The organism is Thiocapsa sp., assembly GCF_018399035.1.
Lineage (GTDB): Bacteria > Pseudomonadota > Gammaproteobacteria > Chromatiales > Chromatiaceae > Thiocapsa.
Genome location: NZ_CP073760.1, coordinates 3,508,955 through 3,534,569, shown reverse-complemented (window position 1 = coordinate 3,534,569; position 25,615 = coordinate 3,508,955). Strand labels below are relative to the sequence as shown.

Below are 25,615 nucleotides of genomic sequence, written 5' to 3'. Positions count from 1 at the left end.
GAGCAGGCCGCCGATTGGAGATCTGTCTGCGAGGACACCGCAGTTGCGGTGCGTCGGGAGTGGAGGGGCAACCGGTCGAGGGACGATCTGTTACCAATGCGTGGGGATCCATCTCCGATCGGCCATCGTCACCTGGTCGTCGTAGGCGTCTTCCATGTCGCGATCCGGCAGCTTCACCTTGGTCTTCGGAAGCGGGTCGTACGGGAATTGGCTCAGCAGGTGGCGGATCACGTTGAGGCGTGCCCGCTTCTTGTCGTCGGAGCGCACGATCGACCAAGGGGCCGCATCCGTGTCGGTGGCGCTCAGCATGAGGTCGCGTGCGCGTGAGTATTCGTACCAGCGCTTGCGGGACTCCAGGTCCATCGGAGAGAGCTTCCACTGCCGCACGGGGTCTTCGATGCGGGCGCGGAAACGCCGCTCCTGCTCGGCCTCGCCGACCTCGAGCCAGTATTTGATCAGCGTGATGCCTTGCTCGACCAGGTTGTTCTCGAACCAGGGGGTCGCTGTCAGGAAGTGATCGCGCTCGTCCTCGGTGGAGAACCCCATCACGATCTCCACCCCGGCGCGGTTGTACCAGCTTCGATCGAAGATGACGACCTCGCCGGCGGCCGGGAAATGATGCAGATAACGCTGCATGTAGAGCTGTGTCTTCTCGCGGTCGGAGGGCGCCGGTAGTGCGACCACCTGAAAGACGCGTGGACTCAGGCGCTCGGTGATCGCGCGAATGGTGCCGCCCTTGCCGGCGGCATCGCGGCCTTCGAAGACGATGACGACGCGCTGTCCGGTGCGCTTGATCCACGCCTGCAGGGCGCTGAGCTCGATCTGAAGCTCGCCGAGCTCGCGCTCGTAGTGCTTGCGGCGCAGCTTCTCCCGTGGGGCGGTCTTTTCGGGGGCCGTCTCCTCGCGTTTCGCTTTCTTCTTACCGTCATGTTTCGGCATGGGTTCGCCTCCTCGTTGTGATTGACCTCGCCCGGAGACGGGCACGGGGCGACTGAAGTCGCCCCCCACGGTCGCCACGACGTCCGTTCCTACAGCGTCGTCGGTTCGGCCCGGAAAATGACCTTAAACCGCGCTAGCTCCGGCGCTCGTCAAGTCTGCCGGGGCCGATCCCATCCACAACCATCGCATACCGCGCCGGGCGCGGTTTAACTCTGCATCTGATGCGGACTCTCGGACTCGGCGCTTGCCGTGTCTGACTGCTCCCACGGAAAGTGAGGAAGACCGAAGAAGGCGTGGCGCAGACTCTCGATCCAATCGCGGGTCATGGTCTCGAGCTCCGCCGATTGCTCCTCCAGCCGGAGGCGGTGCGACGGCGTCAAGGCGTCTTTCGGGTAGATCGCGACCTCGAACGGCGGACCGACCGTCAGGTTGGAGCGCGCCGTCCCGGCCAGCGAGACCAGGCAAACGCGTGCCCCGTCGTTGAGCGAGAGGGCCGGCGCCACGATTTGATCCAAGATTGGCTTGCCGTATTTGCTTTCGCCGATCTGCAGAAAGGGCGTTTCGGGCGTGGCCGCGATGCTGTTTCCCTGAGGGTAGATCATGAAGAGTCCGTGGGGTTGCCCGGCGATCTGTCCGCCCAGGATAAAGGTGGCTTCAACGCTCGCACCGATCTGCCGCAGCGCGGGACCATGCTCGTTCTGGACCGCTAGGTTGACCTGGCCGATATAGTTCGCCGCCTCGAACAGATAGTTCACGCTCGCGAGCGTGACGGCAGGGGCCGGATCGGTTTGACTCGGATTTGCCGCTTGATCGAGATCGCGACGGATCCGGTTCAACACCTCCTGGGTGGTCGCCAGGTTTCCGGCGGCGAGCAGGATGAACATCCGGTCCGGTGCCGGCTGAAACAGGTGCAGCTTGCTGTAGGAGGAGATGTAGTCGACGCCCGCGTTGGTGCGGGAGTCGGACGCCATCACCAACCCCTGGTCGAGGCAGAGTCCAACGCAATAGGTCATTCGGGCATCCCTCGGGTGGATTGAACAACAGGTCTGGAGCGGCGGCACCGGCCGTGTCGACGGAGCCGGACAGCGGGTGATCGGATTCGCAACGGACGAGGTCGACGAAAAGCGTCGAGGCTTGTCCGGATCCCTTCAAGGCTTCCCGCAGCCGCGCCGGTGATTGTCAGGCCGGAGCCCCTCGATAGACAATGTCGACGACATGCAACGCATTTCCGGAGGGCGCCAAGTGGAAGAACGCAACGTCGACGTCGCCATCATCGGGTCCGGCACCGCCGGACTGAGCGCTATGGGGCAGGTCCGCCGAGCCGGCAAGAGCTTCGTCCTGATCAACGGCGGCGAGCCGGGGACAACCTGTGCCCGAGTCGGCTGCATGCCGTCCAAGGCCATGATTCAGATCGCCGAGGATTATCATCGGCGCACGCATCTGGGCAAGTTCGGCATCGACGGTCACGAGGGCATGACCCTGGATATCCCCGAGGCGCTCGAGCATGTCCAGGACCTGCGCGACACCTTCGTGGATCGTGTCCTCGGCAGCAGTACCGACGACATGCCGGCGGATCTCTTTGTTCAGGACTACGCCCGCTTCGTCGAGCCGACCCTGATCGAGGTCGCCGGTCAGCGGATCCGCGCCAAGGCGGTCGTCATCGCGACCGGGTCCCGACCTCTGGTGCCCGAGCCCTGGAAGGCGTTCGGCGACCGCGTCATCACCACCGACGACATCTTCGAGCTCGAGGACCTGCCTGCAGCCATGGCCGTGATCGGGCTCGGGACCATCGGTCTGGAGATCGGCCAGAGCCTGGCCCGGATGGGGGTGAAGATCACCGGGTTCGATGCGGTCGACCACATTGCCGGGGCTCAAGACCCGGAGGTCAACCAGTCCGCCATCGAGCTGCTCGGCAAGGAGTTTCCCATCCATCTGGGCGCCCCCGCCGAGATTGCCGCGGAAGGCGAGCGTTTGCGCGTCACCGCGGGCGATCGGAGCGTTCTGGTCGACAAGGTACTCTGCAGTATCGGGCGCGTACCCAATGTGGAACGCCTTGGGCTCGAAAACCTGGGTGTCCCGCTCGACGCTCGCGGTATCCCGCCCTTCGATCCGAACAGCATGCAGGTCGGCGCCCTGCCGGTCTTCATCGCGGGCGACGTCTCCGGATACCGGCCCATCCTCCACGAGGCCGGCGACGAGGGCAAGATCGCGGGCTACAACGCCGCGCGTATCGACACCGCTGCGCCCGAGCGTTTCCGCCGCAAGGTCCCGCTCTTCATCAACTTCTGCGACCCCAACATCTGCGCCGTCGGGATGCGTTGGAACGCGCTCGACCCTGAGACCACCGCGGTCGGACAGATCAAGCTTGCCCCGGTCGGGCGGGCCCTCATCATGGGCAAGAACAAAGGGGTCATCCGCGTCTACGCGGACAAGGCGACCGGCCGCATTCTGGGCAGCGAGATGATCGGACCTAAAGGCGAGAACCTCGCCCATCTGCTCTGTTGGGCGATCGCGCAGGCTCTGACCGTCGGCGATCTGCTGCGCATGCCCTTCTATCACCCGGTCATCGAAGAGGCCCTACAGGCCGCACTCTACGACCTCTATTCCAAGGTCGATGCCAAGAACGGCGGGGGATTACGGAGCTGGAGCGTCTGGAATCCGAAACAGCACCGCGTACAGCAGCGGCACCACGACCAGGGTGAGTGCAGTCGCGAAGGCGAGCCCGAACATGATGGTCACGGCCATGCTCTTGAAGAAGGGGTCGAGGAGCAACGGCGCCACGCCGAGGATGGTGGTCAAGGCGCCGAGGAAGACCGGCCGGGCACGGCTCACCGCGGCGTCGAGGACGGCGTCCAGGCCGGCCTTGCCGTCGCGCCGCTCGGCGTCCGCCTGGTCGACGAGGACGATCGAGTTCTTCACCAGCATGCCGATCAGGCTGAGGAAGCCCAGGATCGCCATGAACTCGAACGGCACGCGGATGAGCAGCAGACCGATCGTGACCCCGATGATCGCGAGCGGAACCGTCAGCCAGATCACCAACGGCTGGCGGACGGCGTTGAACATCACCACCACCGCGAGCACCATGGCCGCGAAGCCGTAGGGCGCCGAGAGGGCCAACCCCTCGTTCGCCTCCCGCGATGCCTTGTATTCGCCCTCCCACTCCAGCGCGTAGCCGGGCGGCAGGGCGATCGCCTCGACTGCGGGGCGGAGCACCGGCACCTTCTCCCGCCAGTCGTCCTGGATCGCCACGGCGTCCGGGTCGTTCGCCATGACTGCCTTGGCCTGCTCGGCAAGCGCGCGCAGTACCTCCGGGTCGGGACCGCGGAAGGCCGCCTCGATCTTCTTGCCGCCGCCGCGCCCCAGCATGAATTTCCACACCTTGATGGCGGCATCGGGATGGCGTGCCTCGAGCTCCGTCTGCAGCTCGGCGATCAGCGGGGCGATCAGAGCGGCGTCCTCCACGTCGACCAGCAGTTGGCCGTAGGCGCTGTTCGGGTCCTCCGGCACGTAGGTGAGCATGAAACGCAAGCCGCCCTGACCGACGAAGCCGGTGACATGGTTCACCCCGGGTTTCCCGCGGACGTGGGCCTCGACTTCGGCAAGCTCCGCGGCGGTCACCGCGATGTCCGTGCCCTGGGGCAAGTAGAGGTCGACGACGAACTGCGACCGCGCCGACTCGGGCATGAATCCGGGCGGCACGGCGCCGAAACCGAGCACCGCGGCCAGGAGCAGGGCCAGCAGGCCGATGCCGGTGCCGAGACGCCGGCGCAGCAGCACCTGCAACAGGCGGCGGTAGCGCCCGAGAACGGGGCCAGAGCCGGCGCCCGCTCCTTCCATCGGCTTGACCTTGAGGAAGCTCACGCAGAACAGCGGTGTCAGGGTCACCGCGAGCAGCCAGCTCAACAGCATCGAGTAGAGGATCACCCAGAACAGCGACCCGGCGTACTCGCCCATGTCGGTCGGGGAGAGGCCGATAGCGCTGAAGGCGAGGATGCCCACTGCGGTGCCACCGAGCAGGGGCCACTGGGTCGCCTGCACCACCTCGACGGCGGCCCGGGTGCGCTCCTCGCCCTTCTGCAGCCGCACCAGGATCCCGTCGGTGACGACGATGGCGTTGTCCACCAGCATCCCCAGCGCGATGATGAGCGCGCCGAGTGAGATGCGCTGCATGGCGATCCCGTCCAGATGCATCGCGATCAGCGTGCCGGCCACGGTGAGCAGCAGGATGGCGCCGACGATGAGGCCGCTGCGCAGGCCCATGAAGAGCACCAGCACCAGGACCACGATCACCACCGCAGCCACCAGGTTGGCGACGAAGCCGTCCACCGCCGTGCGCACCGCGTCGGACTGGTAGGAGATCACGTTGAGCGCCATGCCCACCGGGCGCTGCGACTCGAGCTCCGCCAGGCGTGCGCGCACCGCGTCGCCCATGGCGACCACGTTGCCGCCGGCGAGATTGGAGACCCCGAGTCCGATGGCGGGCTCCCCGTCGTAGCGCACCAGGGCGCGCGGCGGCTCCAGCACCCCGCGGGTGATGGTCGCGACATCCTTCAAGGAGATGACCCGATCGCCGCCGGACGAGGCGAGGACGATGTTGCCGATCGCCTCGACCGAATCGACCTGCCCCGTCGGGCTGACCGCCACCCGTTGGGGTCCGACCCGCAGATCGCCTGCCGCGGCGAGCAGGTTCCGCTCGCGCAGGACCTGATGGATCTGCTCCAGGGAGACGCCGAGCTGAGCCGCCTTCGCGGCGGCAATCTCGACGAAGATCGCGTCCTGGGGTGCCCCTTGTGTCGCGACCCGGGCCACGCCCGGCACCAGCACCAGCTCGCGCGCCAGGTCCTCGACATAGTCGCGAATCTGCTCCAGGCGGTAGCCGTCGCCGGTGACTGCGAAGAAGAGGGCGTAGACGTCGCCGAAGTCGTCGTTCACCACCGAGGGGCCGGCTCCCGGCGGCAACAGGCGCTGGGCATCCGCGACCTTGCGCCGCAGCTTGTCCCAGACCTGTTCGAGGTCGTCCTTGGTACGGGCGAAGCGCAGGTCGATCTCCACCGAGACCCGCGACTGGCCTAGGGTGGAAACGGACGTGACCTCTTTGACCTCCTGGAGCTGCTGAACCGCGCCTTCGATGGCGTCGGTCACCTCCTCGGCGACCTGGGACGGCAGCGCGCCCGGATAGGGGGTAACGATGACCGCCTGGCGGATGACGAACTCCGGGTCCTCGAAGCGCCCGAGCTGCTGGTAGGCGATGTAGCCGCCGATAAGCAGCACCAGACAAGCCAACCAGGCGATGGTGCGCTTGCGCAAGGTGTAGGCCGCGATATTCATGGCGCTCTCCGGAGCCTACAGCGCGTGGACCGGCATGCCGTCGCGCAGATGGTTGACGCCCGCCGTCACGATCCGCTCGCCGGGCGCAAGCCCGGCGCGCACGACGATGTCCTCACCCTGAATCGCGCCCACCTCGATCGGCCGACGGCTCACCCGCGAGGACTCCGGGTCCACCACCCAGACCGTCGGCGCGCCGTCGGTCCCGGCGACCACCGCACGCAGCGGCACGCGCACGCTGGTCGGCCCCTCGCCGACCGTCGCGTCCGCGGGAAGCACCTCCAGGGACATGCCGGGCAACAGCGGCGTGTCCTCCGAACGCGTGACCCCGAGGACGGCCTCGTAGGTCTGGGTCTGCGGGTCGGCTTCGGTCGAGAAGGACTTGAGCGTGACCGGGAAGCGACGCTCGGGCTGATCGGGGAAACGGGCGAAGCCCGCGAGTCGCTTCGGCTGCCCGCGCACCACCCGCTCCGGGACATGGATGACGATCTCCAGCTCGTCGGTGCTCTGGAGGCTCACGACGGGCTCCTTGGCCTGGACGTTTTGGTAGTTCTCCACCAAGCGGCGGGCGATGGTCCCACCAAAGGGGGCGGTCAGGCGGGTATCGTCGAGATCCTTGCGCGCCGCGGCGAACGCCGAGCGGGAGACCTCCAGCACCGTGCGCTTCTGATCGACCTGGCGCCGGCGACCGAAGCGACCCTGAAGTATCTGGTCGCCATCGGCGCCGCATGCGCCGAGGCGGCGTCCAAGGACTGATCGTCTCCGGACGGGCTTGGCCGCCGGCACATCTCCCGACAACACCCGTCGGTGAGCACCGATTGTGCTCGAGACGCCTCTGCCATCAAGCCAGTACGGGGTTGGGCGGCATCGCTACGGTGCCGAGCCAGCGCAGCCGATCCACACTCAATGGATCGAACGCGGGCGAGCAGGTATCCTCTCCCCGAGTTCGAGTGACCCGGCACCGGCTTGCAGGATGCGCGGAAGATTCGCGGAGTCCGAGCACGGCCGGGCCGGGTCGGCGCGTACCGGCAGGGTTGCACGCCAAAGCACCTGCAAGTCGATGCGCCTAGACACGCAGCCGTGCGCTCGTGCGTGCGCTTCCCCCAACAACCAAGAGGCACGACTATGGAGCTGTTGGACGGCATCATCCGGATTGATTCATTCCTTGCCGTGACGATCGGTATCGTCGTGTTGTTCGTCGGCAAGCTGCTGAACACCAAGGTCGGCTTTCTGCGCGAGTTCAGCATCCCCGAGCCGGTGACCGGCGGACTGCTCTTCTCGGTCCTCTTCGGGCTGCTCTATTTCGCCTCCGGGCACGCGATCGAGTTCGAGCTGCGTGCGCGCGACATCTTGCTGGTCTATTTCTTCACCACCATCGGCATCAATGCGAGCGCGCGTGATCTGTTGGCCGGCGGTCGACCGCTCTTGATCCTGTTGGCCATCACGATCGCCTTCATGCTCGCGCAGAACCTCACCGGGATCGGGGTGGCCTCGCTCTTCGATCTGCCGGCGGCGGTCGGCGTGGTCGGGGGCAGCATGTCCTTGATCGGCGGGCACGGGACGACCATTGCTTGGGCGCCTTCGATCGCCGAGAACTTCGGGATCTCCAACGCCATGGAGATCGGTATCGCCAGCGCGACCTTCGGCCTGATCCTCGCCAGCATCATGGGCGGCCCGATCGCCAAGTTCCTGATCACGCGGCACAAGCTCACGCCCGCGCCCCAGGTGGTCGAAGAGGTGCAGGATGTCGGGCTGACCGAGAATCAGCGCAAGGAAGGCGTCGATCACATGGACTTTCTGGGTGCCGTCCTCGCCATCCACATCTGCATCATCATCGGGTACGCGCTGAATAGGGCGATTGCGGAGGCCGGCCTCATGCTGCCGCTCTTCGTGACCTGCCTCTTCGCGGGCATCCTCATCACCAATCTGGTGCCCAAGAACTTCTCAAAATGGAGCGGGGTGACCTGGCCGACACGCACCCCCGCGGTCGCGCTGATCGCCGACATCTCGCTCGGTGCCTTCCTCGCCATGTCGCTGATGAGCATGCAGCTCTGGACACTCATCGATCTGGCCGGGCCGATCTTCACCATCCTGGCGGCTCAGTTTGTCCTGGCGGTCACGGTCACGATCTTTGTTCTGTTCCCGTTGATGGGTAAGAACTACGACGCGGCGGTCGTCTCGGCCGGATTCGGCGGCGTCACGCTCGGCTCGACCCCCACGGCGATGGCCAACATGGCGGCGGTCACCCAGCGTTTCGGCCCGTCGCACCGGGCCTTCATCATCGTCCCGCTGGTCTCGGCCTTCTTCATCGACCTGACCAACGCGATGGTGATCCCCTTCTTCCTGCGAACCTTTTAGGAAGCAATTCAAAAAAATCCAAAACACGTAGGATGGGTAGAGCGACAGCGAAACCCATCCAGCCCGCGTGGATCAAGGTGTTCACCCAACCGACGGGGGAAGTTGTGCTTTCTATCGTCAGCACAACTGACTACGGGTATCGAAGCTGATCGCTGATAGCCCCCAACCCGTCAGGGCACCGGCCGCGCCATCTGATCCACATCCAGACCCATCTGACCGACCTTTTGATTCAGACCTCTGAATCTGAGCGCCATGTCGGAGACGCTCGTGTTGATGGTCCCGACGCGCCGATCCATCTCGCCCAGGCTCTCGGTCATCGCGCCGACGTCCGCGTTCATGCGCTCGACCTTCACCGCCAATGCCTCCATCTGCTCGCGCAGCACGGGCATGAGACGCACCTCCTGCTCCATGCGGGTCATGTCGTCGCGAATCTCGGACATGCGCCCCGAGACCGTGGCGAAATGGCCGTACATCTCGTTCAGGTTCGAGATGATGGCCCGGATCTCCATCGTCAGTTGATTGACGAAGTAGAGATTGGCGAGGGCCAGGACGCCGATCAGGACGAAGAAGACACGGGGCGCGACCGCCTTGCGACCGGCCTTCTTCTGGTCGCGGATGCGTCGGGTCAGGTCCGCTTCCGTGCCCTTGAGGATCTCGTTGATCCGATCGGTCTGTGCCTTGTCGAGCATATCCGTGATCCGAGCGGGCTCAGCGAAACGGGTTCATCTGGTTGAAGAAGCGCATCGGCTTGGACATGTGATTGACGTCCTGCATCATCCGCATGAGGCTGTCGTCCATGACGGCAAAGGAGAGACTCATGTCGTTCACCTGCAGGGTCATCTGGCCGAGGTTTGTATTCATGGTCGCCACGCGTCCCGTCATGGTCCCGATATTACCGCTCATCTGCCCGACACTGCCGTGGATGTTGTCGACCTGAGCGATGATCCCGGACAGGCCGGCGACATCCTCGGTCATCCGGGCCATGCTGCGGCGAATACTGTACATGTCGTCCGACATGACCCCGAAGTGGATGTTCATGTTTGCCACGGCATTGCGAAGCTCGGGCGCCTGGACCGACAAGATGATGACGAGCAGGGAGATCGTCAGGACGACGGCGAAGAGATCGAACAAGGCCAACCTCGACAGCACCGAGATCCGTCGATCGAGAAACTCTTGTCGCTCGCCGAGCAGGCGGATGACCCGTTGCAGGCGGTCGATCGCCTCGTCGATGCGGTCTTCATCGGCCATGAGGAAGCGCTCCTCGTCAATCTCAAGTCGTGATCGGATCGTTCGGGTCGCGGGCATCGGGCGATGCGCCGCCCGGGTTCCCGGACGGAGCGGCGACGCCTTCGGACCGGAGTCGCTCGCAGTGCGCGATCAAGAGCGCGCAGACCCGATCGTCGGGGGCATAGACCAGCGCCTCGCTGAAGGCCGCAATCGCCTCGTCCCAAGCGCCTGCACGGTACTGTGAAAAACCCTGCTCGCACAAGCGGATGAATTCAGGCTCCTCGGTGGCGAGGGTCCCGGCGGCGAGCGCTCGGACGACCTCCGTCGGCAACCGGCTCTCCACGAGCACCATGGTATCGCGCATGCTGCAGATCGCCTGGTCCATCTCGCGGATCTCGCGAAACGCCGACGTGACGGGGACGACCTCGCCGGGCCGGAAAAGGCGCAGCAGCTGGGTGTTGCGGGTGAGCTGCTCGACGGACTCCGCAAAGGTCGCCGCCATCGGATAGACCACGAAGAGTGCGAGCATGACGATGATCGCCGAGACCACGATGGATTCCTGCAGGGCGCGCTGCGCCTCGCTCAGGAGATCCGCCTCGTCCAGAACGATGACCAGCCGCCACGGCAGGCCGAACTCCTCGCCGAAAGAGATCACGTGCGCGAGATAGGTCCGGCCGTCCGTGACGGAGCGATAGGCCTGGTCGGGTGGGGCCGAGGCGCCGAAGGATCCGATAGAGGTCAGGGCGTTCCTGACCCAGGGCAGCGCAATCTCGCTCGTCGTCGGCAGGTCGTTCGTATCCGTCGGGCCAGCATCCGAGCCGCTGTCCGAGCTCGAGCTCGAGCCCGCGTCCGGGCCGGCTCCGATCCGGAGGTGATGCGGATAAGCGACGAGGCGATCGCGGTCGTCGAGCAGGAAGACCGCGCTGTTGGGTCCGATGTCCTGGCGCGAGAGAAACGCCGAGAGGCTGTCGAGCGTCGCGTCCGCACCCAGCACGCCCAGGATGCGGTCTTCGTCGTCCAAGAGCGGGTAGGTGACCGTGATTCCCAAGCGTCCCGAGCCGCTGAACCGATAGGCGTCGGTCCATTGCAGGCGCCGCTCCGGGCGAGTATTGCTGTACCAGGGTCGCTCGCGCGGGTCGAATGCGGGCTCCCGCTCGAGGTGCGCGAGGGGGCGGTAGTTGCGATCGCGGACGATGATGCGCTCCGTCGGCGGCGTGACCCGGCGATCGATGACCCGGGTCGCGGGCTCGGGCTCCGTCCTGGCCTGCACGAAGTTGCCGGCCTGATCGGCGATATAGATGCCGGTCAGCTCCGGGGTGAAGACCACCTGTTGCCAGAAGAGGTCGGAGAAGAGAACCTGGCCGGGGATGACGCGCGTGCCGGCGGCGACCGCGGCGTTCGACAGGAGATGGGCCTCCGCCGTCCGCACGATCCCGGTCGCGCGCGCGACCACCTTCTCCCCGATCTCCTCGACGATCCGGCTCGACAGCTGATACACCACCGACTCCGCACGCTCCGACATCTTGTAGACGATGGCCATCACCGTGACCATCATCGGGACCAAGAAGAGGAGGAGGATGGCGAACCGGAACGAGGCCAGCCGCCTCGGAACGAGTCGGGCCAAGCGGGTTGGTCGGCGGATCTTCATCGGTTAATAGAGCGGCAGCAGCCAAGGCACCAGGAGCACGCTCATGATCATCACCAACAGTGTCAGGGGCAAGCCGATGCGAATGAAATCCGCAAAGGTGTAGTTGCCCGCGGTCGCGACCAGGGTGTTGATGGGCGAGATCGGGGTCATGAAGGCGCTCGATGCCGCGAGCGCGACGATCATGGCAAAGGGATAGGGCGACGCCCCCAAGGCTTCGGCGACGGCAAGTGCAACCGGGATCATCAGGACCGCATTCGCCGTATTCACGATGAAGAGGCCCAGCAGCACCGTAATCGCGAACAGGACACCGAGCACGACATGGGGACCGGCGCCCCCGATCCAGGCCACCAAGGCGTTCGCCGCGATGTCGACCCCGCCGGTGCGGTCCAAGGCGAGGGCAAAGGGCATCATGCCCACGATCATGACGATGCTCCTCAACTGGATCGAGCGGTACGCCTTGTCCAAATCGATGCAGCGAAACAGCCCCATCATGAGACAGCCGATCAGCGCGGCCTGGACGTTCGGGACAAGGCCGGTCGCCATCAGGGTCACGACGACGACGAGCGTCAGAACCGCGTAAGGCGCGCGCTTGGCCGCCGGAAGATATTCGTCGAACTCCTTGGGCAGATTGAGCACGATCAGATCGCGCGTATCCTCCTGCAGGCGGCGGATCGTCTTCCAGGGCCCGACGAGCAGCAGCGTATCGCCGATCTTGAGGGTCTCCGCGCGCAGGCCGTGGGGTGCGTGCGCCTCCGGGCCGCGCCGCATCCCGACCACGGTCAGCTCGGAGCGGACCATCAGCTCCGCCTCCGCGATGGTCTTGGCGGCAAAGCGCGACTCGTCGGCGATCATGATTTCCACCATGCCGATATCCTGCGACCGATCGACGAAATAGCGTCCGGTCCGAGGCAGAAGCTCGACCCCGTAGCGCTCGCAGAACTCGGTCACATCGATGCGCTTCTCCTCCACATCGACGTCGACCAAGAGGATGTCGTGCGCCTGCAGCAAGGTCTGCGGCGTGCGCGGGAGCAATTGACGCGCACGCCCGAGACCCCGCTCGATCAGGACGATCCGCACACCGATCTTTGCGGGCAGATTCAGCTCGTCCAGCGTCTTGCCGAGCAAGGGCGAGTCGGGGCGCACGCGCACCCGGTACTCGCGATCGGCGAGCCGGTAGCGCTCGACCCACTGCATCAGCTTCGGGCGCATCCGTGCAGTCGGTTCCTCGGGCGTCTTCGGACGCAGCCAACGCTGCGTGATCAGCATGTAGAGGGTCGCCATCAGCAGGATCGGCACCCCGAACGGCGTGAAGGAGAAAAAATTGAACCCCTCCGCACCGGTGCGGACGAGCTCGTAGTTGATGACCAGATTGGGCGAGGTGGCGACCAAGGTCATCATGCCGCTGATGAGTGCCGCATAGGCCATCGGCATCATCAACTGGCTCGCCGGGATGCGGCGCCGGCTCGCAATTCGAAGCACCACCGGGATGAAGATGGCGACGACCCCGGTCGAGCTCATGACCGAGCCGAGAAAGCCCACCGAGAGCATCAGCAGCACCAGAAGTCGCCAGGCACTGTTGCCGCCCCGCTTGGCCAGCCAGTCGCCGATGCCGCGCGCCACCCCGGTGCGGGCCAGCGCCTCGCCGATCACGAACATGGCCGCGATCAGGACGATATTGGGATTACTGAAACCGGCCAGCGCCTCCTGCATCGAGATCACGCCGGTGAAGGGCAAGGCCACCATCATGATGAGGGCCACGGCATCCACCCGCGGCCTGTTGATCGCGAACATCAGGATCGCGGCGCCCAGCATGAGAAGAACAATCAGAAGGTCTTGCGACATGCCGTTTCCTCCGTGGCGCTGCGACCCGTGACCGGCCCGGCGCGGTGGCGCTCGGGTCCGGAGCCCCGCGCTCCGACCCGAAAAGCGTTTATCCTATCGGAAACAGCCACGGATCTCGCCCGCACTGCCGTGCGAGCGTCGATGGCGATGCGCGCGGCCTGAACCGATCGACACCGGAGACCGAAACCCATGTCGCCCATGCAAGCCCGATATCGGCAACCCGACCCCGAACCGTCCCAGGACGGCATCATCCATTTCTCCGGCGTGAGCTGGGATGACTACGAGCGCCTGCTCGTGATGCGCGGCGATCATTCCGCCCCGCGGATCGCCTACCTGGAAGGAGAGGTCGAGGTCATGAGCCCGTCGCAGACCCACGAGAGCATCAAGTCCCTGATCGGCTGCCTGGTCGAGACCTATTGTCTGGAGCGCGACATCGTCTTCTCGACCTACGGCTCCTGGACGCTCAAGGACAAGGCGCGCAACCGCGGTGCCGAGCCGGACGAGTGCTATGTCTTCGGGACCGAAGCGGCGGAGCGTCCGCATCTCGCCATCGAGGTCGTCTGGACCCACGGCCGTATCGACAAGCTCGAGATCTACCGCCAACTCGGTGTCGCCGAGGTCTGGTACTGGCGCCAGGGCCTCATCCAGCCCTATTGTTTGCGCAGCGAGCGTTACGAGCCGGTAAGCGAGAGCCAAATCCTGCCCGGCTTGGATCTGCCGCTCCTGATGCGCTTCATCGACGAGCCGACCACCTCGCAAGCGATTCGGGGCTATCGCGATGCGTTGCGGGGTGATGAAGGGGGCTGATGCCGGGTCCGGGATCAGGACAACAGCGGATCGATCCAATCCCAGCGCTTATTCTTTGGTAGGCGTTCGAAGTGACGGTGGTCGTGGCCGATCGTGTTCGTTCGAGCTTTGCCGCGCGTGCAGTCTGTCATCGCGAGCGGCGTCGTCCAACTCGCTTTCCACCTCGGGCTTCACATGCTCGATGACGCCGTTGCGACTGATCACGATCGTCGTACCTGTTCTCGCCGCAATCTCGCGCGCACGCCGGGCAGCGCGTTGTAAAGCGACCTCGGAGTGACGCAGGTCGGCATCGCGTGCATTTTCGATAGGTTGGTGATTCATTGTTTCTCGCTCCACCCGATCAGCACAGGTCGTGCGCCGGAGTTATCGTATAGCGCCCAAGCGTCGACCTTCCGAGAATACAGGCGCTCGAAGTTCTCACGCCCGAGCGCGAAACGTCTTCGGATCACGGCCTGCGGGACGTCATGACCACCTTGCTTGACGCGCTCCGCCACGCGAGCGATCGCTTCCTCTGGGCTGGCGAGCTGCAGAAAGATGAGCTTGACGCGGTACCCCGCGGCTTGCCATCGATCGATGGCCCTAGAAACGCCCGATCAACGACACCCCCAGCATGACCGCCGGATCCTGATCCTCCTCGTACAGCCGTCGTCCCTTCTCGTCCTCGACCCTTAGGGTGGTCCCGGTCGCTGCACCGGCATAGAGCTTGAAACTTAGGTTCTCGGTCAGGTCGCGCCCGAGCTGGACGAAGACGGGGATGAGCCTGTGCTCGCCGACGCCGTCGGGGAAGGGGCCGTCGGAGTCGAGGCGAAAGCGATAGGAGCGATAGGCTGCGCCAACGCCCGCAGTCCAGCCCGAATCGAGCGCGTAGGACAGCTCCAAACCCGCCGGCCCGGCCGGGCCGGCGGGGAAGGGGTTGGTGAGGCGCAGGCGATCGTTGATCCGCCAGTCGATGATCAGGAAGGGGAAGGCGCTCGTCTTCTCGATCTTCTCGAAGACGCCCACGCCCACCCCGAGGGTGAGATCGGGCCGCACGGCGCGCGATACCGAGGCAGTAGCGCCGTATTCGAGCGTGTCCGAGAAGTTGGCGCCGGATTCGCCCGAGGACTCGATCGTCGGTGTCACACCCAACCGCCAGCCGCCCTCGGTCGTGAACCCGTAGGGTACCGAGACACCGGCGCGGTACAGCCTGTCCCAAGGCTCCGCACCGCCGAATCCGAGTGGTTTGTCGAAGTTCCAGTCCTCGTAGTCGAGACGCAGCCGCACGCCGAGCGACGACTGCCCGTCGAGCGCCCAATTCGTTCCGAGCGACATGAGTACCGCGGCATAGGCGGCGTCGCCGCCGGAGTCCAAATCGCTGTCGATTTGAACGACCGGTGCAACGGAAAAGCTGACACCCGGAGGCGCTTGCGCCACGGAGACCGCGGTAACCCCGGTCGACAGCACGGCGGCACAGGCGACACGGACGAGGCAAGGCGCAGGCATCGGAGATACTCCTTCGGATAATCAGTGGACGGGTGGCGGAAAAGCCGTGACCATAGCATTCCGAGATCGAGCCGGACCAGCATTCGAGTCCGGTTGGGTTCCGGTCTCTTTTCGAAACCGACCTCTGCCGATTCGCGACATGACCACGCGAGCTTCGCGGCGGCGGATCGATCGCTCTCGCCGGCTTTTCGGACTCGCCCCGGATTGCGCGCGCACCCTGATGGAGTGTCCGAGACGTCGACGAACAACGCGGATATCCATGCCGGGATTCCGGATAGGACGCCAACCGGACGATGCCCAAAACAATGTCAGAGGAATACCGAATCATGCTGGTTCAGCAGCTCAAGGGGCTCGGCGCTACGGCGCTGATGGCGGCCACCCTGACCCAGGGCGGTCCGGTCCGCGCCGATCCTCCATCGCCGAGCATCGCCGATTGTGCGGCAATCCAGGCCGATCATGCGCGGCTCGCCTGTTACGACCGGGCCAGCGGGCGTCTTCCCGTCGCCGCGCAGACCTCCGGCGGAACGGTCCCGGAGCGGAGCGCCATGTCGGCACCTGCGGCACCCCTGTCGGTCGGCGAAACGCCGAGCACGACCGAGAGCCGAACCACCGCCGAGACCTCGCTGATCGACAAGGCATGGGCCTTCGATCCGGGGTCGAGCGCTTACGACATCAGCTTCTATAACCCCAACTACCTGCTGATCGGCAATTACACCAACCGGATCAACAACCGGCCATTCTCGCCGCTCTTCGATGCCCTCGAAGCCGACGAGCAGGACCTGGACAACACCGAGGCGCGTTTTCAGCTCAGCTTCAAGTTCCGGGTGTGGTCGACGGATAATCGACGCTTCGGGGTGTGGGCCGCCTACTCGCAGATGAGTCAATGGCAGGTCTACAACGAGAAGATCTCGCGCCCCTTTCGCGAGACCAACTATATGCCCGAGCTGATGGTCAGCTTCCGGCCGGATATCAGCTTCGGCGGGTTTGATTGGCGCCTGCTCAACGTCGGTTACAACCACCAATCCAACGGCCGATCCGACCCCATCTCACGCAGTTGGGACCGCATCATCGCCTCGATCGGTATCGAAAGGGGCAATTTCGCCCTGGTCTTGCGGCCGTGGGTGCGCATCGACGAAGGTGACTCGGACGACGACAATCCCGATATCACGGACTACTACGGCTACGGCGACATCACGGCCTTCTACACGTGGCGCGATCATAGCTTCACCCTCATGGGTCGCGGCAATCCGAGCACCGACAAGGGCGCCGCGCAGTTGACCTGGATGTCGCCGCAGGTGCTCGGACCCTTGCGTGTCTACGTCCGCGCCTTCACCGGCTACGGCGACAGCCTGATCGACTACAACTGGAAGCAGAATACGATCGGAATCGGTATGGCGTTGAACGACATCCTCTAAGGCGTGGGATCGGGCGGAGCGGTCGCGGCATCGGCGGCGTCCCGCATGATGCTGTCCAGGCCCCAGAGCACATGCTCCAGCGGATAGGTCGAGCGCACACCCAGGTCGTCCCAGTGGTCGGTGATCCAGGCGTCGGCGGTGCGCCAGCCAATGTCGTGCAGGTATTGGAGAAACGCCCATTCGGCGTTCATCTTCGAGGACACGCCCAGATCGACGAGCTCCTGCTCGGCGTGGATGCGATGAATGGCCAGATCGCGCAGGCGCTCGTCCTGGTGCTCCGGGGCGCTGCCCAGCAGCTTGAGCATGAGGATCGCACGCAGATCCTTCACCAGGCTTGAGTTGAAGTCGATTTCGTTGATGCGATTGAGGATGTCGCGCGCGGTGCGGGGCAGGCTCTCGCGCACCAGCGGGTTGATCTGCACGATGACGAGATCACGCGCGGCGGTCTCCTCGATCAGCGGGTAGAGGACCGGGTTGCCCATGAAGCCGCCATCCCAGTAGGCTTCGCCGTCGATCTCCACCGCCTGGAACATCAGCGGCAGGCAGGCCGAGGCCATGACCGAATCGACCGTGATGTTCGGCTTTTTGAAGACGTGCGGCTGACCGGTGCGGACATTGGTGGCGCTGATGAAGAGCTTCAGCGGATCGCAGCGGTTGACGCGATCAAAGTCGACATTGGCCGCCAGCAGATCACGCAAGGGGTTGATGTTGAGCGGGTTCATCTCGTAGGGCGAGACCAGCCGGCTCAACAGGTCCATGGTCAGAAAGCCGGGCGAGAAGTCGAGCGTCCAGCGGCCGAGCATCTGGTCGAGCCAGGTGCGCTGAATCGGGCTGTTCCGTCCGGCGTCGCTCACCGCGCGCCAAAAACGCGAGAGTGCCTCGCGCGCCGACTCGCGTCCGCCGGCAGCCAGGCCATCGGCCACAACCACGGCGTTCATCGCTCCGGCCGAGGTGCCGCTGATGCCTTCGATCTCGATGCGCTCCTCGGCAAGCAAGCGGTCGAGCACGCCCCAGGTGAAGGCGCCATGTGCGCCGCCGCCCTGGAGACCGAGGTCGATTTTTTTCGCTGGGGATGGTGTCACGGTGAGAGTCTGGAATCGATTGACTATGAAATGATGATACATAGACTCGCGACAAACATCCGATCAGCTTTTCGAGGGCGCTCTCGCCATGGGTCTCATTGGTATTCTGTTGGGGCTCGCGCTCCTCATTGGCTTTGCTTACCGCGGATGGAGCGTCCTGCTGTTGGCCCCGGCCGCCGCCCTGGTTGCCGCCCTGTTCGCGGGCGAGCCGCTGCTGGCGCACTGGACGCAGACCTTCATGACGGGCACGGTCGGATTCGTTGCCCAATTCTTTCCGATCTTCCTGCTCGGCGCGCTGTTCGGCAAGCTGATGGAGGACAGCGGCTCGGTCCAGTCCGTCGCGCGGTTCATGGGTGAGCGTCTCGGCGCACGTCGGGCCATCCTGGCGGTGGTGCTCGCGGGCGCGATGGTGACCTATGGCGGTGTGAGCCTGTTCGTTGCCTTTTTCGTGCTGGTGCCCATGGCCCAGACGCTGTTCCGGGATGCGAATATCCCGCGCCGCCTGATCCCCGCGGCCATTGCACTCGGGACCTCGACCTTCACCATGACTGCGCTTCCCGGTACGCCCGCGGTCCAGAACGCCATCCCCATGCCCTTCTTCGGCACCACACCCTTCGCGGCGCCCGGTCTCGGCCTGATCGCCGCGGCGATCATGCTGCTGTTCGGGCTTTGGTGGCTGGGGCGGGGCGAGGCATCGGCGCGCCGCAGGGGCATCGGATACGAGGGGGCAGCGGTCGCGATCCCGGATCAGCCCGTGACCGTCGCGGCCGGGGATCCGCTGGTGCGTGAGCGCGCCACCGTCGCCGGTACCTTCGACCCGCCCGAGGTTCAGCAGGGCCAGGTCAGCCCGGATCTGCCCCCGGCCTTCGTCGCCTTTCTGCCTTTGCTGGTGGTCGTCATGGTCAATCTGGCGATGAGCTTCCTGGTCCTGCCCAATCTGGATCTGAGCTATCTCGCCGAAGACCGTTGGGGTCCCACCTCGCCGTCAGCCGTCGGCGGGATCTGGTCGGTGATTGTCGCCCTGTTGGCCGCGATCCTCGCACTGCTGGCGCTGAACCGGCGCCGGCTGCCGCGCCTGCGCGACACCGTGGATGCCGGTCTCAACGCCTCGGTCCTGCCGGTGATCAGCGTCGCCTGTCTGGTCGGATTCGGCACCGTGGTTGCCGCCATGCCGGCCTTCGAGCTGGTGCGCGACTGGGTGCTCGGGATCGAGGGCGGTCCGCTGGTCTCGCTCGCGGTCTCCACGAATGTGCTGGCCGCGCTCACCGGCTCGGCGTCCGGCGGACTGACCATTGCACTGGAGGCACTGGGGCCGACCTACGTACAGCTCGCCGCCGAGCTTGGGATCGACCCGGCGCTGATGCATCGGGTTGCGGTGATCGGTGCCGGCACCCTGGACAGTCTGCCGCACAACGGCGCCGTGGTAACCTTGCTTGCCGTCTGCGGCGCGACCCACAAGGAGAGCTATCTCGACATCGTCATGGTGGCCATCGTCGGCGCCTTACTTGCACTGGCGGCGGTGATCCTGCTCGGGACCCTGTTCGGATCCTTTTGACGATCGATAGGAGAACGACATGACATTGCTTCCCTTCACCATCACCGAGCGCTGCATCCCGGCCCTCGCCCGTTGCGGCACGACCACGACGTCAGAGCCACGCTCGCGGATCGCGTCGGTGCCGCGGATGGCCACCCGTCCGGACGCGGTGGCCGTGTATTCCCGCACCACCTCGCCGAAGGCGTTGCCCTGAACCGCAAGCGGTTGCCCCCCGTGTGCAGACCGCGCCGAGAACGAGAACGAGAACGAGCACGAGCACGAGCAGTGAGCTTACAATGCGCATGGCTCCTCCTTTAAGCGAGGATAGCCGCGAGCGCGAGCGCCCCGGCCGCGACGACGAAGAGCGCAACCAGCAGGGGCCACATGAACCTCAGGTATGTGTCATAGCCGACTCCGGCGATGGCCAGCCCGCCCATGACCACGACATTGGTCGGCGAGACCAGCATCGTCAGCCCGTGGCCGAGGATCCACGCGGTGATGGTGAGCGGGCGTCCCACCCCGGCGAAGTCCGCCAGCGGACTCAAGAGCGGCATCACCAGTGCCGCGTGACCGGAGCTCGACGGGATCAGGAACGCCAGCGGGATGTTCACCAGCATCGCGGCGACGGCGAAGGCCGCCGCCGAGGCCCCCGTGATCAACTGCTCCATCGCATTCAAGATGGTGCCGAGGGTCTGGGTGTTGGTCATGATCACCGAGATGCCGCCCGCCAGCAGGATGACCATGGCGGGCCCCATCATGTCCGCGGCGCCGGCGGCGATGAGTCGCACGATCTCGCGCTCGTCCATTCGCGCCACCATGCCCACGACCACCGAGGCGATCAGGAACAGCATCGCCAGTTGCGGGAACCACCAGTCCAGCTCGAACCAGAAGGGCTCGACCCCGGCGACCTCATGGGTGACATAGTAATCCGCCGGTCCGGTCGTGCCGCCGAGGAGGCTGGCCCAGGGAATGACCGAGAAGATCATGAGTCCGAAGGCGAAGGCGGTGATCGCGAGCACCCATTTCTGCGTGCCGGTGAGGGTCCGATCGGCCGCGTTCGCGTTCGCGGTGCCCCCGCCCTTGCCCGCCGCGCCACCCGCGGCCTGCTCGGCGGCCGCGACGTCGGACGTCGCCCCCACGGCGGTTTCGTCGAATCCGACCATGGAGAGGCTCGGGTCCGCTCGCACGCGCGCCGCGTAGCGCAGCACCCAGCCTACGGCGATCGCGGTCAGGATCACCCATAGGATCGACCGTAGGACGATGCCGTCTCCGATACCGACCCCGGCCTCCCCGGCGGCGACCCCGATGGAGAAAGGATTGACCGTCGCCGCCATGACCCCGACCATCGAGCCGACGATGATCATTGCGGCGGTGACCAGGCGGTCGTAGCCGAGCGCGGCCATGAGCGGGATGAAAAGGGCATAGAAGCCGAGGGTCTCCACCGAAAAGCCCATGGTGGTCCCGAGCAGGGAGAACAGCACCATGACCGCGGCAATCAGCAGCCATCCCTTGGAGCGCAGGCGGTTGGCGAGGGCTGCCACCGCCACCTCCAGGCTGTGGGTGGCGAAACTGATGGAGATGAAGGCGCCGATCGACATGATGAAGACGATCACGCCGATCTGGCCGAATAGACGCCCGATGGTCTGGGTGTCGACGAACCCCGCGACCGGACTCAGCAGCCCATAGATGCCGTTGACCGGCGCAAGCACCAACTGCTCGACCCGCTCGCCGAGGGTGAGGGGGAGTCGATCCGCTCGTAGGTGCCCGGAATCGGGGACCCGTCCGCATCGGTGGCGTATTGCCCTGGCGGGATGAAGAGTGCTGCCACCCAGACCAGCACGGTGACGATCACCAGCGTCGTCACCGCGCTCGGGAACCGGAAGCCCCCCCGGCGGGCTTGGGGCACGGACAGCTCGCTCAAGCTTTCGTCGGACATGACTGCTCCCGGGGGGTCAGAAGGATCTGCGGACCATCATCCAGATCTCGGTTGCGCTGTAGTCGCTGAACTGGGTATTGCCCTCGTCGCGGATGTACAGCACCTCGGGCCGCAGCGACCAGCCGGGGGCGAACGCATAGGTCAGCCCGCCGCCGAGCTCGTAGATGTCAAGCTCGGGCGTGAGCGTACGATCCAGCGCGTCACCGTCTGCAACGTCGTCGTGGTAGCCGTTGTGCTCCCATAAACCGAACAGGAAGGCGCCGACGCGCTCATTGAAGTCCATGCTCCAGTCGATTTGGGCGCCGTAGATGGTTTGGTCCCCGCCCTCGCGATCATGGGTCGCCCACTCGCGCCCGCCGTTGATGCTGAAGGTCACGGCAGCCTTTCCGTCCATCAGATTGCGCGTCCATCCCAGCCAGACCTGGGCGATATCGCGGCTGCGATCGCGTTCGCGGCCCGAGGGGTATTCACGGGAGCGGAGCTCCCCCTCGAGCGTGATCCGGTTATCCGAGTCGAGGACGAATGCGCGATTAAGGAACAGGCCGTAGTCCTGGCGATAGCCGTCACCACCGCGATAGCTCGCCCGGCCGCGGACGCCGATCGACTGGCTGCCGTTGGCGAGCGACTGGACCACCGCGGCGTTCCAGCGCAGATCCTCGTCGTCGCGCCGATCGGTGTCGTCGTAGTAGCGGAACTGATAGTCAAGGTTGCCGTCGATCGTGATGGCGTCGGTGACGATATAGCCTAATCCGCCACCGACACGGGCCTCCCAGAACCAATCGCGGACGGGGTCGCCGCCCAGTGCATTGGTGGTGCGGGTGACGTTCTCTCGGTAGAAGCCGCCGCCGGTCTCCGCAAAGCCGAAGGCGCTCAGCCGCTCGCCCTCCCGATAGCCCTTCGCCGCCTTGGCATAGATCTCGGCCTGCTGACGCAGGTCCGGTGGCAGGTTGTCGAAGCGCAGGACCTGCTCAAACTCCTGCACGGCGCGGGCGTATTCGCCGCGATCCAGGTAGACCTGACCCCGGGTCAGGTGGTCGACGACCGGGTCCTTCCCGGTTGGGGCCTCGACCGCAGTCGGCTCGGCGCCGAAGGCCCCACCTCCCAACACCAGCGCGGCGCCTAGGAGCAAGCGGGGAAAGTGGCTCCGGATCGGAGCGTTTGGAATCGGGCTCACTTGGACTCTCCGGGGCGTCTCGGGGCTCAACAGTCGACGGCAGGCCGTGCTTCGGAGGTCGCACCGGCGCAGCTCTGCCTGCCAGCGATCAGAAGTCCACCGGATCCCGGATCAGCGGACAGGTCATGCAATGACCGCCCCCGCGGCCGCGGCCCAGCTCCGCCCCAACGATGGTGATGACCTCCACCCCCGCCTTGCGCAGCTCGGTGTTGGTCCAGGTATTGCGGTCGTAGGCGACGACGACGCCGGGCGAGAGCGCGACCAGGTTGTTGCCGCTGTCCCATTGTGCCCGCTCGGCGGCGTAGTGGTCGCCGCCGGTCTCGATGACCCTGAGCTCCTTGACGTTCAGGGCCTCGGCGACGACCTCTGCGAAGGGTTTCTTCTCCAGAGTCGTGTCGATCCCATTGGGCTTGTCGCTGGGCCGCAGCGAGACGGCGTGTACCTGATCCATGATCGGCCGGTACAGAGTCACCAGGTCCCGGTCGGCGAAGGTGAACACGGTGTCCAGATGCATCGCCGAGCGCAGCTTGGGCATGGCGGCGACGATGACCCGCTCGGCGGCGCCCTTCGCAAACAGCGCCTGGGCCACCTGCGAGATCGCATGGCGCGACGTCCGCTCGCTCATCCCGATCAGCACAACACCGTTGCCGATGGGCATGACGTCGCCGCCCTCCAGCGTCGCCCGGCCGAAGTTCTGGTCCGGGTCGCCCCACCAGACCTGGATATTGGCGTCCGCGAAGCTCGGGTGGAACTTGTAGATGGCGGTGGTCAGCACCGTCTCCTCACGACGCACCGGCCAGAACATCGGGTTGAGCGTGACGCCGCCGTAGATCCAGCAGGTGGTGTCACGGGTGTAGAGGGTGTTCGGCAGCGGCGGCAGCAGATACTCGGTGATGCCGTGGGCCTCGCGCAGCAGCTCGAAGTAGTCCGCGGTTGCGAACCGTTCCGGCACGTCCCGCACGGAAACCCCGCCGATCAGGAACTCGGCCAGGACCCTCGGCTCCAGGCTCTCGAGGAAGGACCGGGTGTCCTCGATCAGCCCCAAGCCGACGCTGTTCGCGGTGATCTTGCGGTCGAGGATCCACGCTTTGGCCTCGGGGATCGCCACCGTCTCGGCGAGCAGCTCATGCATCTCGACCACCTCGACCCCGCGCTCGCGCATCTTGAGCATGAAGTCGTAATGATCGCGCTTGGCGTTCGTCACCCACAGCAGGTCATCGAACAGCAGATCGTCGTTATTGGTCGGGGTCAGGCGGGTATGCGCCAGACCGGGTGCGCAGACCATGACCTTGCGCAGGGTGCCGACCTCGGAGTGGACGCCGTAGACAGGCGCGGCAGGGGTTTGGTTACTCATGTCGAAACCTCTAGCGTTATCAGATGGTGATCATGCCGGTAGCGAGGCCATAGATGCCGGCCGCGGCGCCGACCACGAAAACTCCGAGCAACCCCAGCTCGCGGGGGCGAAAGACCGTCTGGCCCTGCTCCCGCCGCGCCAGGATGAACATCAGGGTGCCAGGGGCCAGGAGGATGCAGGCGAGCACCAGATGCTTGAGCCCTCCGGACAGGAGCATGAAGACGGTATAGACGACCGCGATGGCCGCCCAGGTCATGTCGCGTCCCCAGTCCTTGGAGCCCGGTGCATAGGTCTCGCGGGTCAGCACCAGCTTCAACGCGTACCCCGCCACCAGCAGGTAGGGGATCAACGTCAGGGCGCTGGTCATCTCCAGGGAGAGGTCGAAGGCATACTGGGAGAAGATGGTCACGATCAGGAAGCACTGCACCACGATGTTCGTGATCCACAGCGCCGTGGACGGGACCTGATGCTTGTTCTCGTGTGCGAAGGTCTTGGGCACCAGCCCGTACTTGGCCGCCGAGTACAACACCTCGGCGGCTAGCAGTGACCAGGCCAGGTAGGCACCCAGCACCGACACGATGAGCCCGGCGCTCACGAACTTGAGCCCCCAGGACCCGACCACGGCCTCGAGGGCGCCCGCCATGGAAGGCTGGCGCAGCTCGGCAAGCTCGGGGCGCAGGAGCACGCCATAGGGGAGCAGGGTGACCAGCACCAGCAGGCAGAGCACCCCGATGAACCCCATCACCGTCGCCCAGCCGACGTCCTCGCGGCGCTTGGCGTAGCGCGAATAGACGCTCGCACCCTCGATGCCGATGAAGACGAACACGGTCACCAGCATGGTGCTGCGCACCTGGTCGAAGACCTCGGACCCGCTGTAGTTGCCGCCGCCCCAGAAGCTGGCGGCAAACAGCTCGTAGTCGAAGGCGAAGGCCATGAAGGCGATGAAGACAAAGATCGGAAGGATCTTGGCGATTGTCACCACCGTATTGATGAAGGCGGCCTCTTTGATGCCGCGAAGGATCATGAAATGGAAGGACCACAGGATGATGGAGGAGACGATGATCGCCTGAGGTGTATTGCCGTCGCCAAAGACCGGGAAGAAGGCCCCGAGCGTCGACTTGATCAGGACGAAATAGGTGACGTTCCCTAGGCAGGTACCGATCCAGAACCCGAAGGCCGCCGCGAAGCCCAGATAATTGCCGAACCCCTCCTTGGCATAGGCGAAGATACCGGCGTTGATCTCCGGTTTGCGCACGGCGAGGGATTGAAACACAAAGGCCAGCATCAGCATGCCGCCCCCGGCGATGATCCAGGCGACGATGGCGCCGAATGGGCCGGTTGCGGCGCCGAAGCGGGCCGGAAGTGAGAAAATGCCGGCCCCAACCATGGAACCGACCACCATGGCGGTCAACGTCAAGCGCGAGAATGTTTGTCGTTCTGCCATCGCGATACTCCTAGTCTTCGAATGGAGCCATCCTGCCTGTGCACAAGT

The 25,615-nt window shown here is 65.3% G+C and carries 21 protein-coding genes and 1 pseudogene; 6 read left to right on the top strand and 16 right to left on the bottom strand.

The window, feature by feature from the left end:
* Nucleotides 1-90: 90 nt before the first annotated feature.
* A complete protein-coding gene (gene ppk2 / locus KFB96_RS16050) occupies nucleotides 91-939 on the bottom strand; it encodes a polyphosphate kinase 2 (protein ID WP_213457486.1) in 849 nt (282 codons plus the stop codon).
* Nucleotides 940-1,145: 206 nt separating this feature from the next.
* Nucleotides 1,146-1,952 (bottom strand): 20S proteasome subunit A/B, encoded by an 807-nt coding sequence (locus KFB96_RS16045; RefSeq protein ID WP_213457488.1) that lies wholly within the window; start codon nucleotides 1,950-1,952, stop codon nucleotides 1,146-1,148.
* Between the two features lie 202 nt (nucleotides 1,953-2,154).
* Here KFB96_RS16045 and KFB96_RS16040 point away from each other — a divergent pair.
* A pseudogene (locus KFB96_RS16040) lies at nucleotides 2,155-3,498 on the top strand (dihydrolipoyl dehydrogenase); the annotation flags it as partial.
* A 75-nt stretch (nucleotides 3,499-3,573) separates the two neighbouring features.
* Here the strand turns inward: KFB96_RS16040 and KFB96_RS16035 are convergent.
* Nucleotides 3,574-6,267 (bottom strand): efflux RND transporter permease subunit, encoded by a 2,694-nt coding sequence (locus KFB96_RS16035; RefSeq protein ID WP_213457492.1) that lies wholly within the window; start codon nucleotides 6,265-6,267, stop codon nucleotides 3,574-3,576.
* Nucleotides 6,268-6,282: 15 nt separating this feature from the next.
* A complete protein-coding gene (locus KFB96_RS16030; protein ID WP_300971720.1) occupies nucleotides 6,283-7,050 on the bottom strand; it encodes an efflux RND transporter periplasmic adaptor subunit in 768 nt (255 codons plus the stop codon).
* Between the two features lie 339 nt (nucleotides 7,051-7,389).
* On the opposite strand from KFB96_RS16030, the gene gltS reads away from it, so the two are divergent.
* Nucleotides 7,390-8,622: a sodium/glutamate symporter gene (gene gltS, locus KFB96_RS16025; protein ID WP_213457495.1), complete on the top strand. Its 1,233-nt coding sequence runs from the start codon at nucleotides 7,390-7,392 to the stop codon at nucleotides 8,620-8,622.
* Nucleotides 8,623-8,792: 170 nt separating this feature from the next.
* Here gltS and KFB96_RS16020 read toward each other — a convergent pair whose 3' ends face one another.
* From KFB96_RS16020 to KFB96_RS16005, 4 genes are read right to left on the bottom strand one after another with little or no spacing between them, the layout of a single operon-like run.
* Nucleotides 8,793-9,311: a hypothetical protein gene (locus KFB96_RS16020; protein WP_213457497.1), complete on the bottom strand. Its 519-nt coding sequence runs from the start codon at nucleotides 9,309-9,311 to the stop codon at nucleotides 8,793-8,795.
* A gap of 19 nt (nucleotides 9,312-9,330) precedes the next feature.
* Entirely contained in the window at nucleotides 9,331-9,870 is a 540-nt protein-coding gene (locus KFB96_RS16015) for a hypothetical protein (protein ID WP_213457499.1), read from the bottom strand.
* A 22-nt stretch (nucleotides 9,871-9,892) separates the two neighbouring features.
* Nucleotides 9,893-11,473 (bottom strand): cache domain-containing protein, encoded by a 1,581-nt coding sequence (locus KFB96_RS16010; protein ID WP_213457501.1) that lies wholly within the window; start codon nucleotides 11,471-11,473, stop codon nucleotides 9,893-9,895.
* A gap of 27 nt (nucleotides 11,474-11,500) precedes the next feature.
* A complete protein-coding gene (locus tag KFB96_RS16005; RefSeq protein ID WP_213457503.1) occupies nucleotides 11,501-13,339 on the bottom strand; it encodes an SLC13 family permease in 1,839 nt (612 codons plus the stop codon).
* Nucleotides 13,340-13,528: 189 nt separating this feature from the next.
* On the opposite strand from KFB96_RS16005, the gene KFB96_RS16000 reads away from it, so the two are divergent.
* Nucleotides 13,529-14,146 (top strand): Uma2 family endonuclease, encoded by a 618-nt coding sequence (locus tag KFB96_RS16000; protein ID WP_300970403.1) that lies wholly within the window; start codon nucleotides 13,529-13,531, stop codon nucleotides 14,144-14,146.
* A gap of 317 nt (nucleotides 14,147-14,463) precedes the next feature.
* Here the strand turns inward: KFB96_RS16000 and KFB96_RS26890 are convergent, their stop codons facing one another.
* Together KFB96_RS26890 and KFB96_RS15995 are read right to left on the bottom strand one after the other, a co-directional pair.
* Complete coding sequence (locus KFB96_RS26890) at nucleotides 14,464-14,721, bottom strand: zeta toxin family protein (RefSeq protein WP_366931496.1); 258 nt, start codon at nucleotides 14,719-14,721, stop codon at nucleotides 14,464-14,466.
* Between the two features lie 4 nt (nucleotides 14,722-14,725).
* Nucleotides 14,726-15,628, bottom strand: a complete 903-nt coding sequence (locus KFB96_RS15995) for a DUF6268 family outer membrane beta-barrel protein (protein ID WP_213457505.1) — start codon at nucleotides 15,626-15,628, stop codon at nucleotides 14,726-14,728.
* Nucleotides 15,629-15,933: 305 nt separating this feature from the next.
* Here KFB96_RS15995 and KFB96_RS15990 point away from each other — a divergent pair, with 305 nt between their 5' ends.
* Entirely contained in the window at nucleotides 15,934-17,043 is a 1,110-nt protein-coding gene (locus tag KFB96_RS15990; RefSeq protein WP_300970402.1) for a phospholipase A, read from the top strand.
* Here the strand turns inward: KFB96_RS15990 and KFB96_RS15985 are convergent.
* The gene (locus KFB96_RS15985; protein WP_300970401.1) at nucleotides 17,040-18,125 is read right to left on the bottom strand and encodes a patatin-like phospholipase family protein; all 1,086 of its coding nucleotides are present in this window, start codon (nucleotides 18,123-18,125) and stop codon (nucleotides 17,040-17,042) included. The genes KFB96_RS15990 and KFB96_RS15985 overlap by 4 nt on opposite strands.
* 88 nt (nucleotides 18,126-18,213) lie before the next feature.
* Here KFB96_RS15985 and KFB96_RS15980 point away from each other — a divergent pair, with 88 nt between their 5' ends.
* Together KFB96_RS15980 and KFB96_RS15975 are read left to right on the top strand one after the other, a co-directional pair.
* Entirely contained in the window at nucleotides 18,214-19,680 is a 1,467-nt protein-coding gene (locus KFB96_RS15980; RefSeq protein WP_213457509.1) for a GntP family permease, read from the top strand.
* Nucleotides 19,681-19,699: 19 nt separating this feature from the next.
* A complete protein-coding gene (locus KFB96_RS15975; protein ID WP_213457510.1) occupies nucleotides 19,700-19,873 on the top strand; it encodes a hypothetical protein in 174 nt (57 codons plus the stop codon).
* Between the two features lie 100 nt (nucleotides 19,874-19,973).
* On the opposite strand, the gene KFB96_RS15970 is transcribed toward KFB96_RS15975, so the two are convergent.
* From KFB96_RS15970 to KFB96_RS15955, 5 genes are all read right to left on the bottom strand, one after another.
* Nucleotides 19,974-21,368, bottom strand: a complete 1,395-nt coding sequence (locus KFB96_RS15970; RefSeq protein ID WP_300970400.1) for a Na+/H+ antiporter NhaC family protein — start codon at nucleotides 21,366-21,368, stop codon at nucleotides 19,974-19,976.
* Complete coding sequence (locus tag KFB96_RS26885; protein ID WP_300970399.1) at nucleotides 21,332-21,595, bottom strand: hypothetical protein; 264 nt, start codon at nucleotides 21,593-21,595, stop codon at nucleotides 21,332-21,334. Before KFB96_RS26885 ends, KFB96_RS15970 begins: the two co-directional genes overlap by 37 nt.
* A 16-nt stretch (nucleotides 21,596-21,611) precedes the next feature.
* Nucleotides 21,612-22,769 carry a hypothetical protein gene (locus tag KFB96_RS15965; protein WP_213457514.1) on the bottom strand — a complete coding sequence of 386 codons (1,158 nt, stop codon included), beginning with the start codon at nucleotides 22,767-22,769 and terminating at the stop codon, nucleotides 21,612-21,614.
* Between the two features lie 88 nt (nucleotides 22,770-22,857).
* A complete protein-coding gene (arcA, locus tag KFB96_RS15960; protein ID WP_213457516.1) occupies nucleotides 22,858-24,123 on the bottom strand; it encodes an arginine deiminase in 1,266 nt (421 codons plus the stop codon).
* Between the two features lie 19 nt (nucleotides 24,124-24,142).
* The gene (locus tag KFB96_RS15955; protein ID WP_213457518.1) at nucleotides 24,143-25,567 is read right to left on the bottom strand and encodes a basic amino acid/polyamine antiporter; all 1,425 of its coding nucleotides are present in this window, start codon (nucleotides 25,565-25,567) and stop codon (nucleotides 24,143-24,145) included.
* Between the last annotated feature and the right edge of the window lie 48 nt (nucleotides 25,568-25,615).

Coding starts and splice junctions, on each gene's coding strand:
- ppk2 (WP_213457486.1), bottom strand. CDS start 939: ATGCCGAAACATGACGGTAAGAAGAAAGCGAAACGCGAGGAGACGGCC.
- KFB96_RS16045 (WP_213457488.1), bottom strand. CDS start 1,952: ATGACCTATTGCGTTGGACTCTGCCTCGACCAGGGGTTGGTGATGGCG.
- KFB96_RS16035 (WP_213457492.1), bottom strand. CDS start 6,267: ATGAATATCGCGGCCTACACCTTGCGCAAGCGCACCATCGCCTGGTTG.
- gltS (WP_213457495.1), top strand. CDS start 7,390: ATGGAGCTGTTGGACGGCATCATCCGGATTGATTCATTCCTTGCCGTG.
- KFB96_RS16020 (WP_213457497.1), bottom strand. CDS start 9,311: ATGCTCGACAAGGCACAGACCGATCGGATCAACGAGATCCTCAAGGGC.
- KFB96_RS16015 (WP_213457499.1), bottom strand. CDS start 9,870: ATGGCCGATGAAGACCGCATCGACGAGGCGATCGACCGCCTGCAACGG.
- KFB96_RS16005 (WP_213457503.1), bottom strand. CDS start 13,339: ATGTCGCAAGACCTTCTGATTGTTCTTCTCATGCTGGGCGCCGCGATC.
- KFB96_RS16000 (WP_300970403.1), top strand. CDS start 13,529: ATGTCGCCCATGCAAGCCCGATATCGGCAACCCGACCCCGAACCGTCC.
- KFB96_RS15995 (WP_213457505.1), bottom strand. CDS start 15,628: ATGCCTGCGCCTTGCCTCGTCCGTGTCGCCTGTGCCGCCGTGCTGTCG.
- KFB96_RS15990 (WP_300970402.1), top strand. CDS start 15,934: ATGTCAGAGGAATACCGAATCATGCTGGTTCAGCAGCTCAAGGGGCTC.
- KFB96_RS15980 (WP_213457509.1), top strand. CDS start 18,214: ATGGGTCTCATTGGTATTCTGTTGGGGCTCGCGCTCCTCATTGGCTTT.
- KFB96_RS15975 (WP_213457510.1), top strand. CDS start 19,700: ATGACATTGCTTCCCTTCACCATCACCGAGCGCTGCATCCCGGCCCTC.
- KFB96_RS26885 (WP_300970399.1), bottom strand. CDS start 21,595: ATGTCCGACGAAAGCTTGAGCGAGCTGTCCGTGCCCCAAGCCCGCCGG.
- arcA (WP_213457516.1), bottom strand. CDS start 24,123: ATGAGTAACCAAACCCCTGCCGCGCCTGTCTACGGCGTCCACTCCGAG.
- KFB96_RS15955 (WP_213457518.1), bottom strand. CDS start 25,567: ATGGCAGAACGACAAACATTCTCGCGCTTGACGTTGACCGCCATGGTG.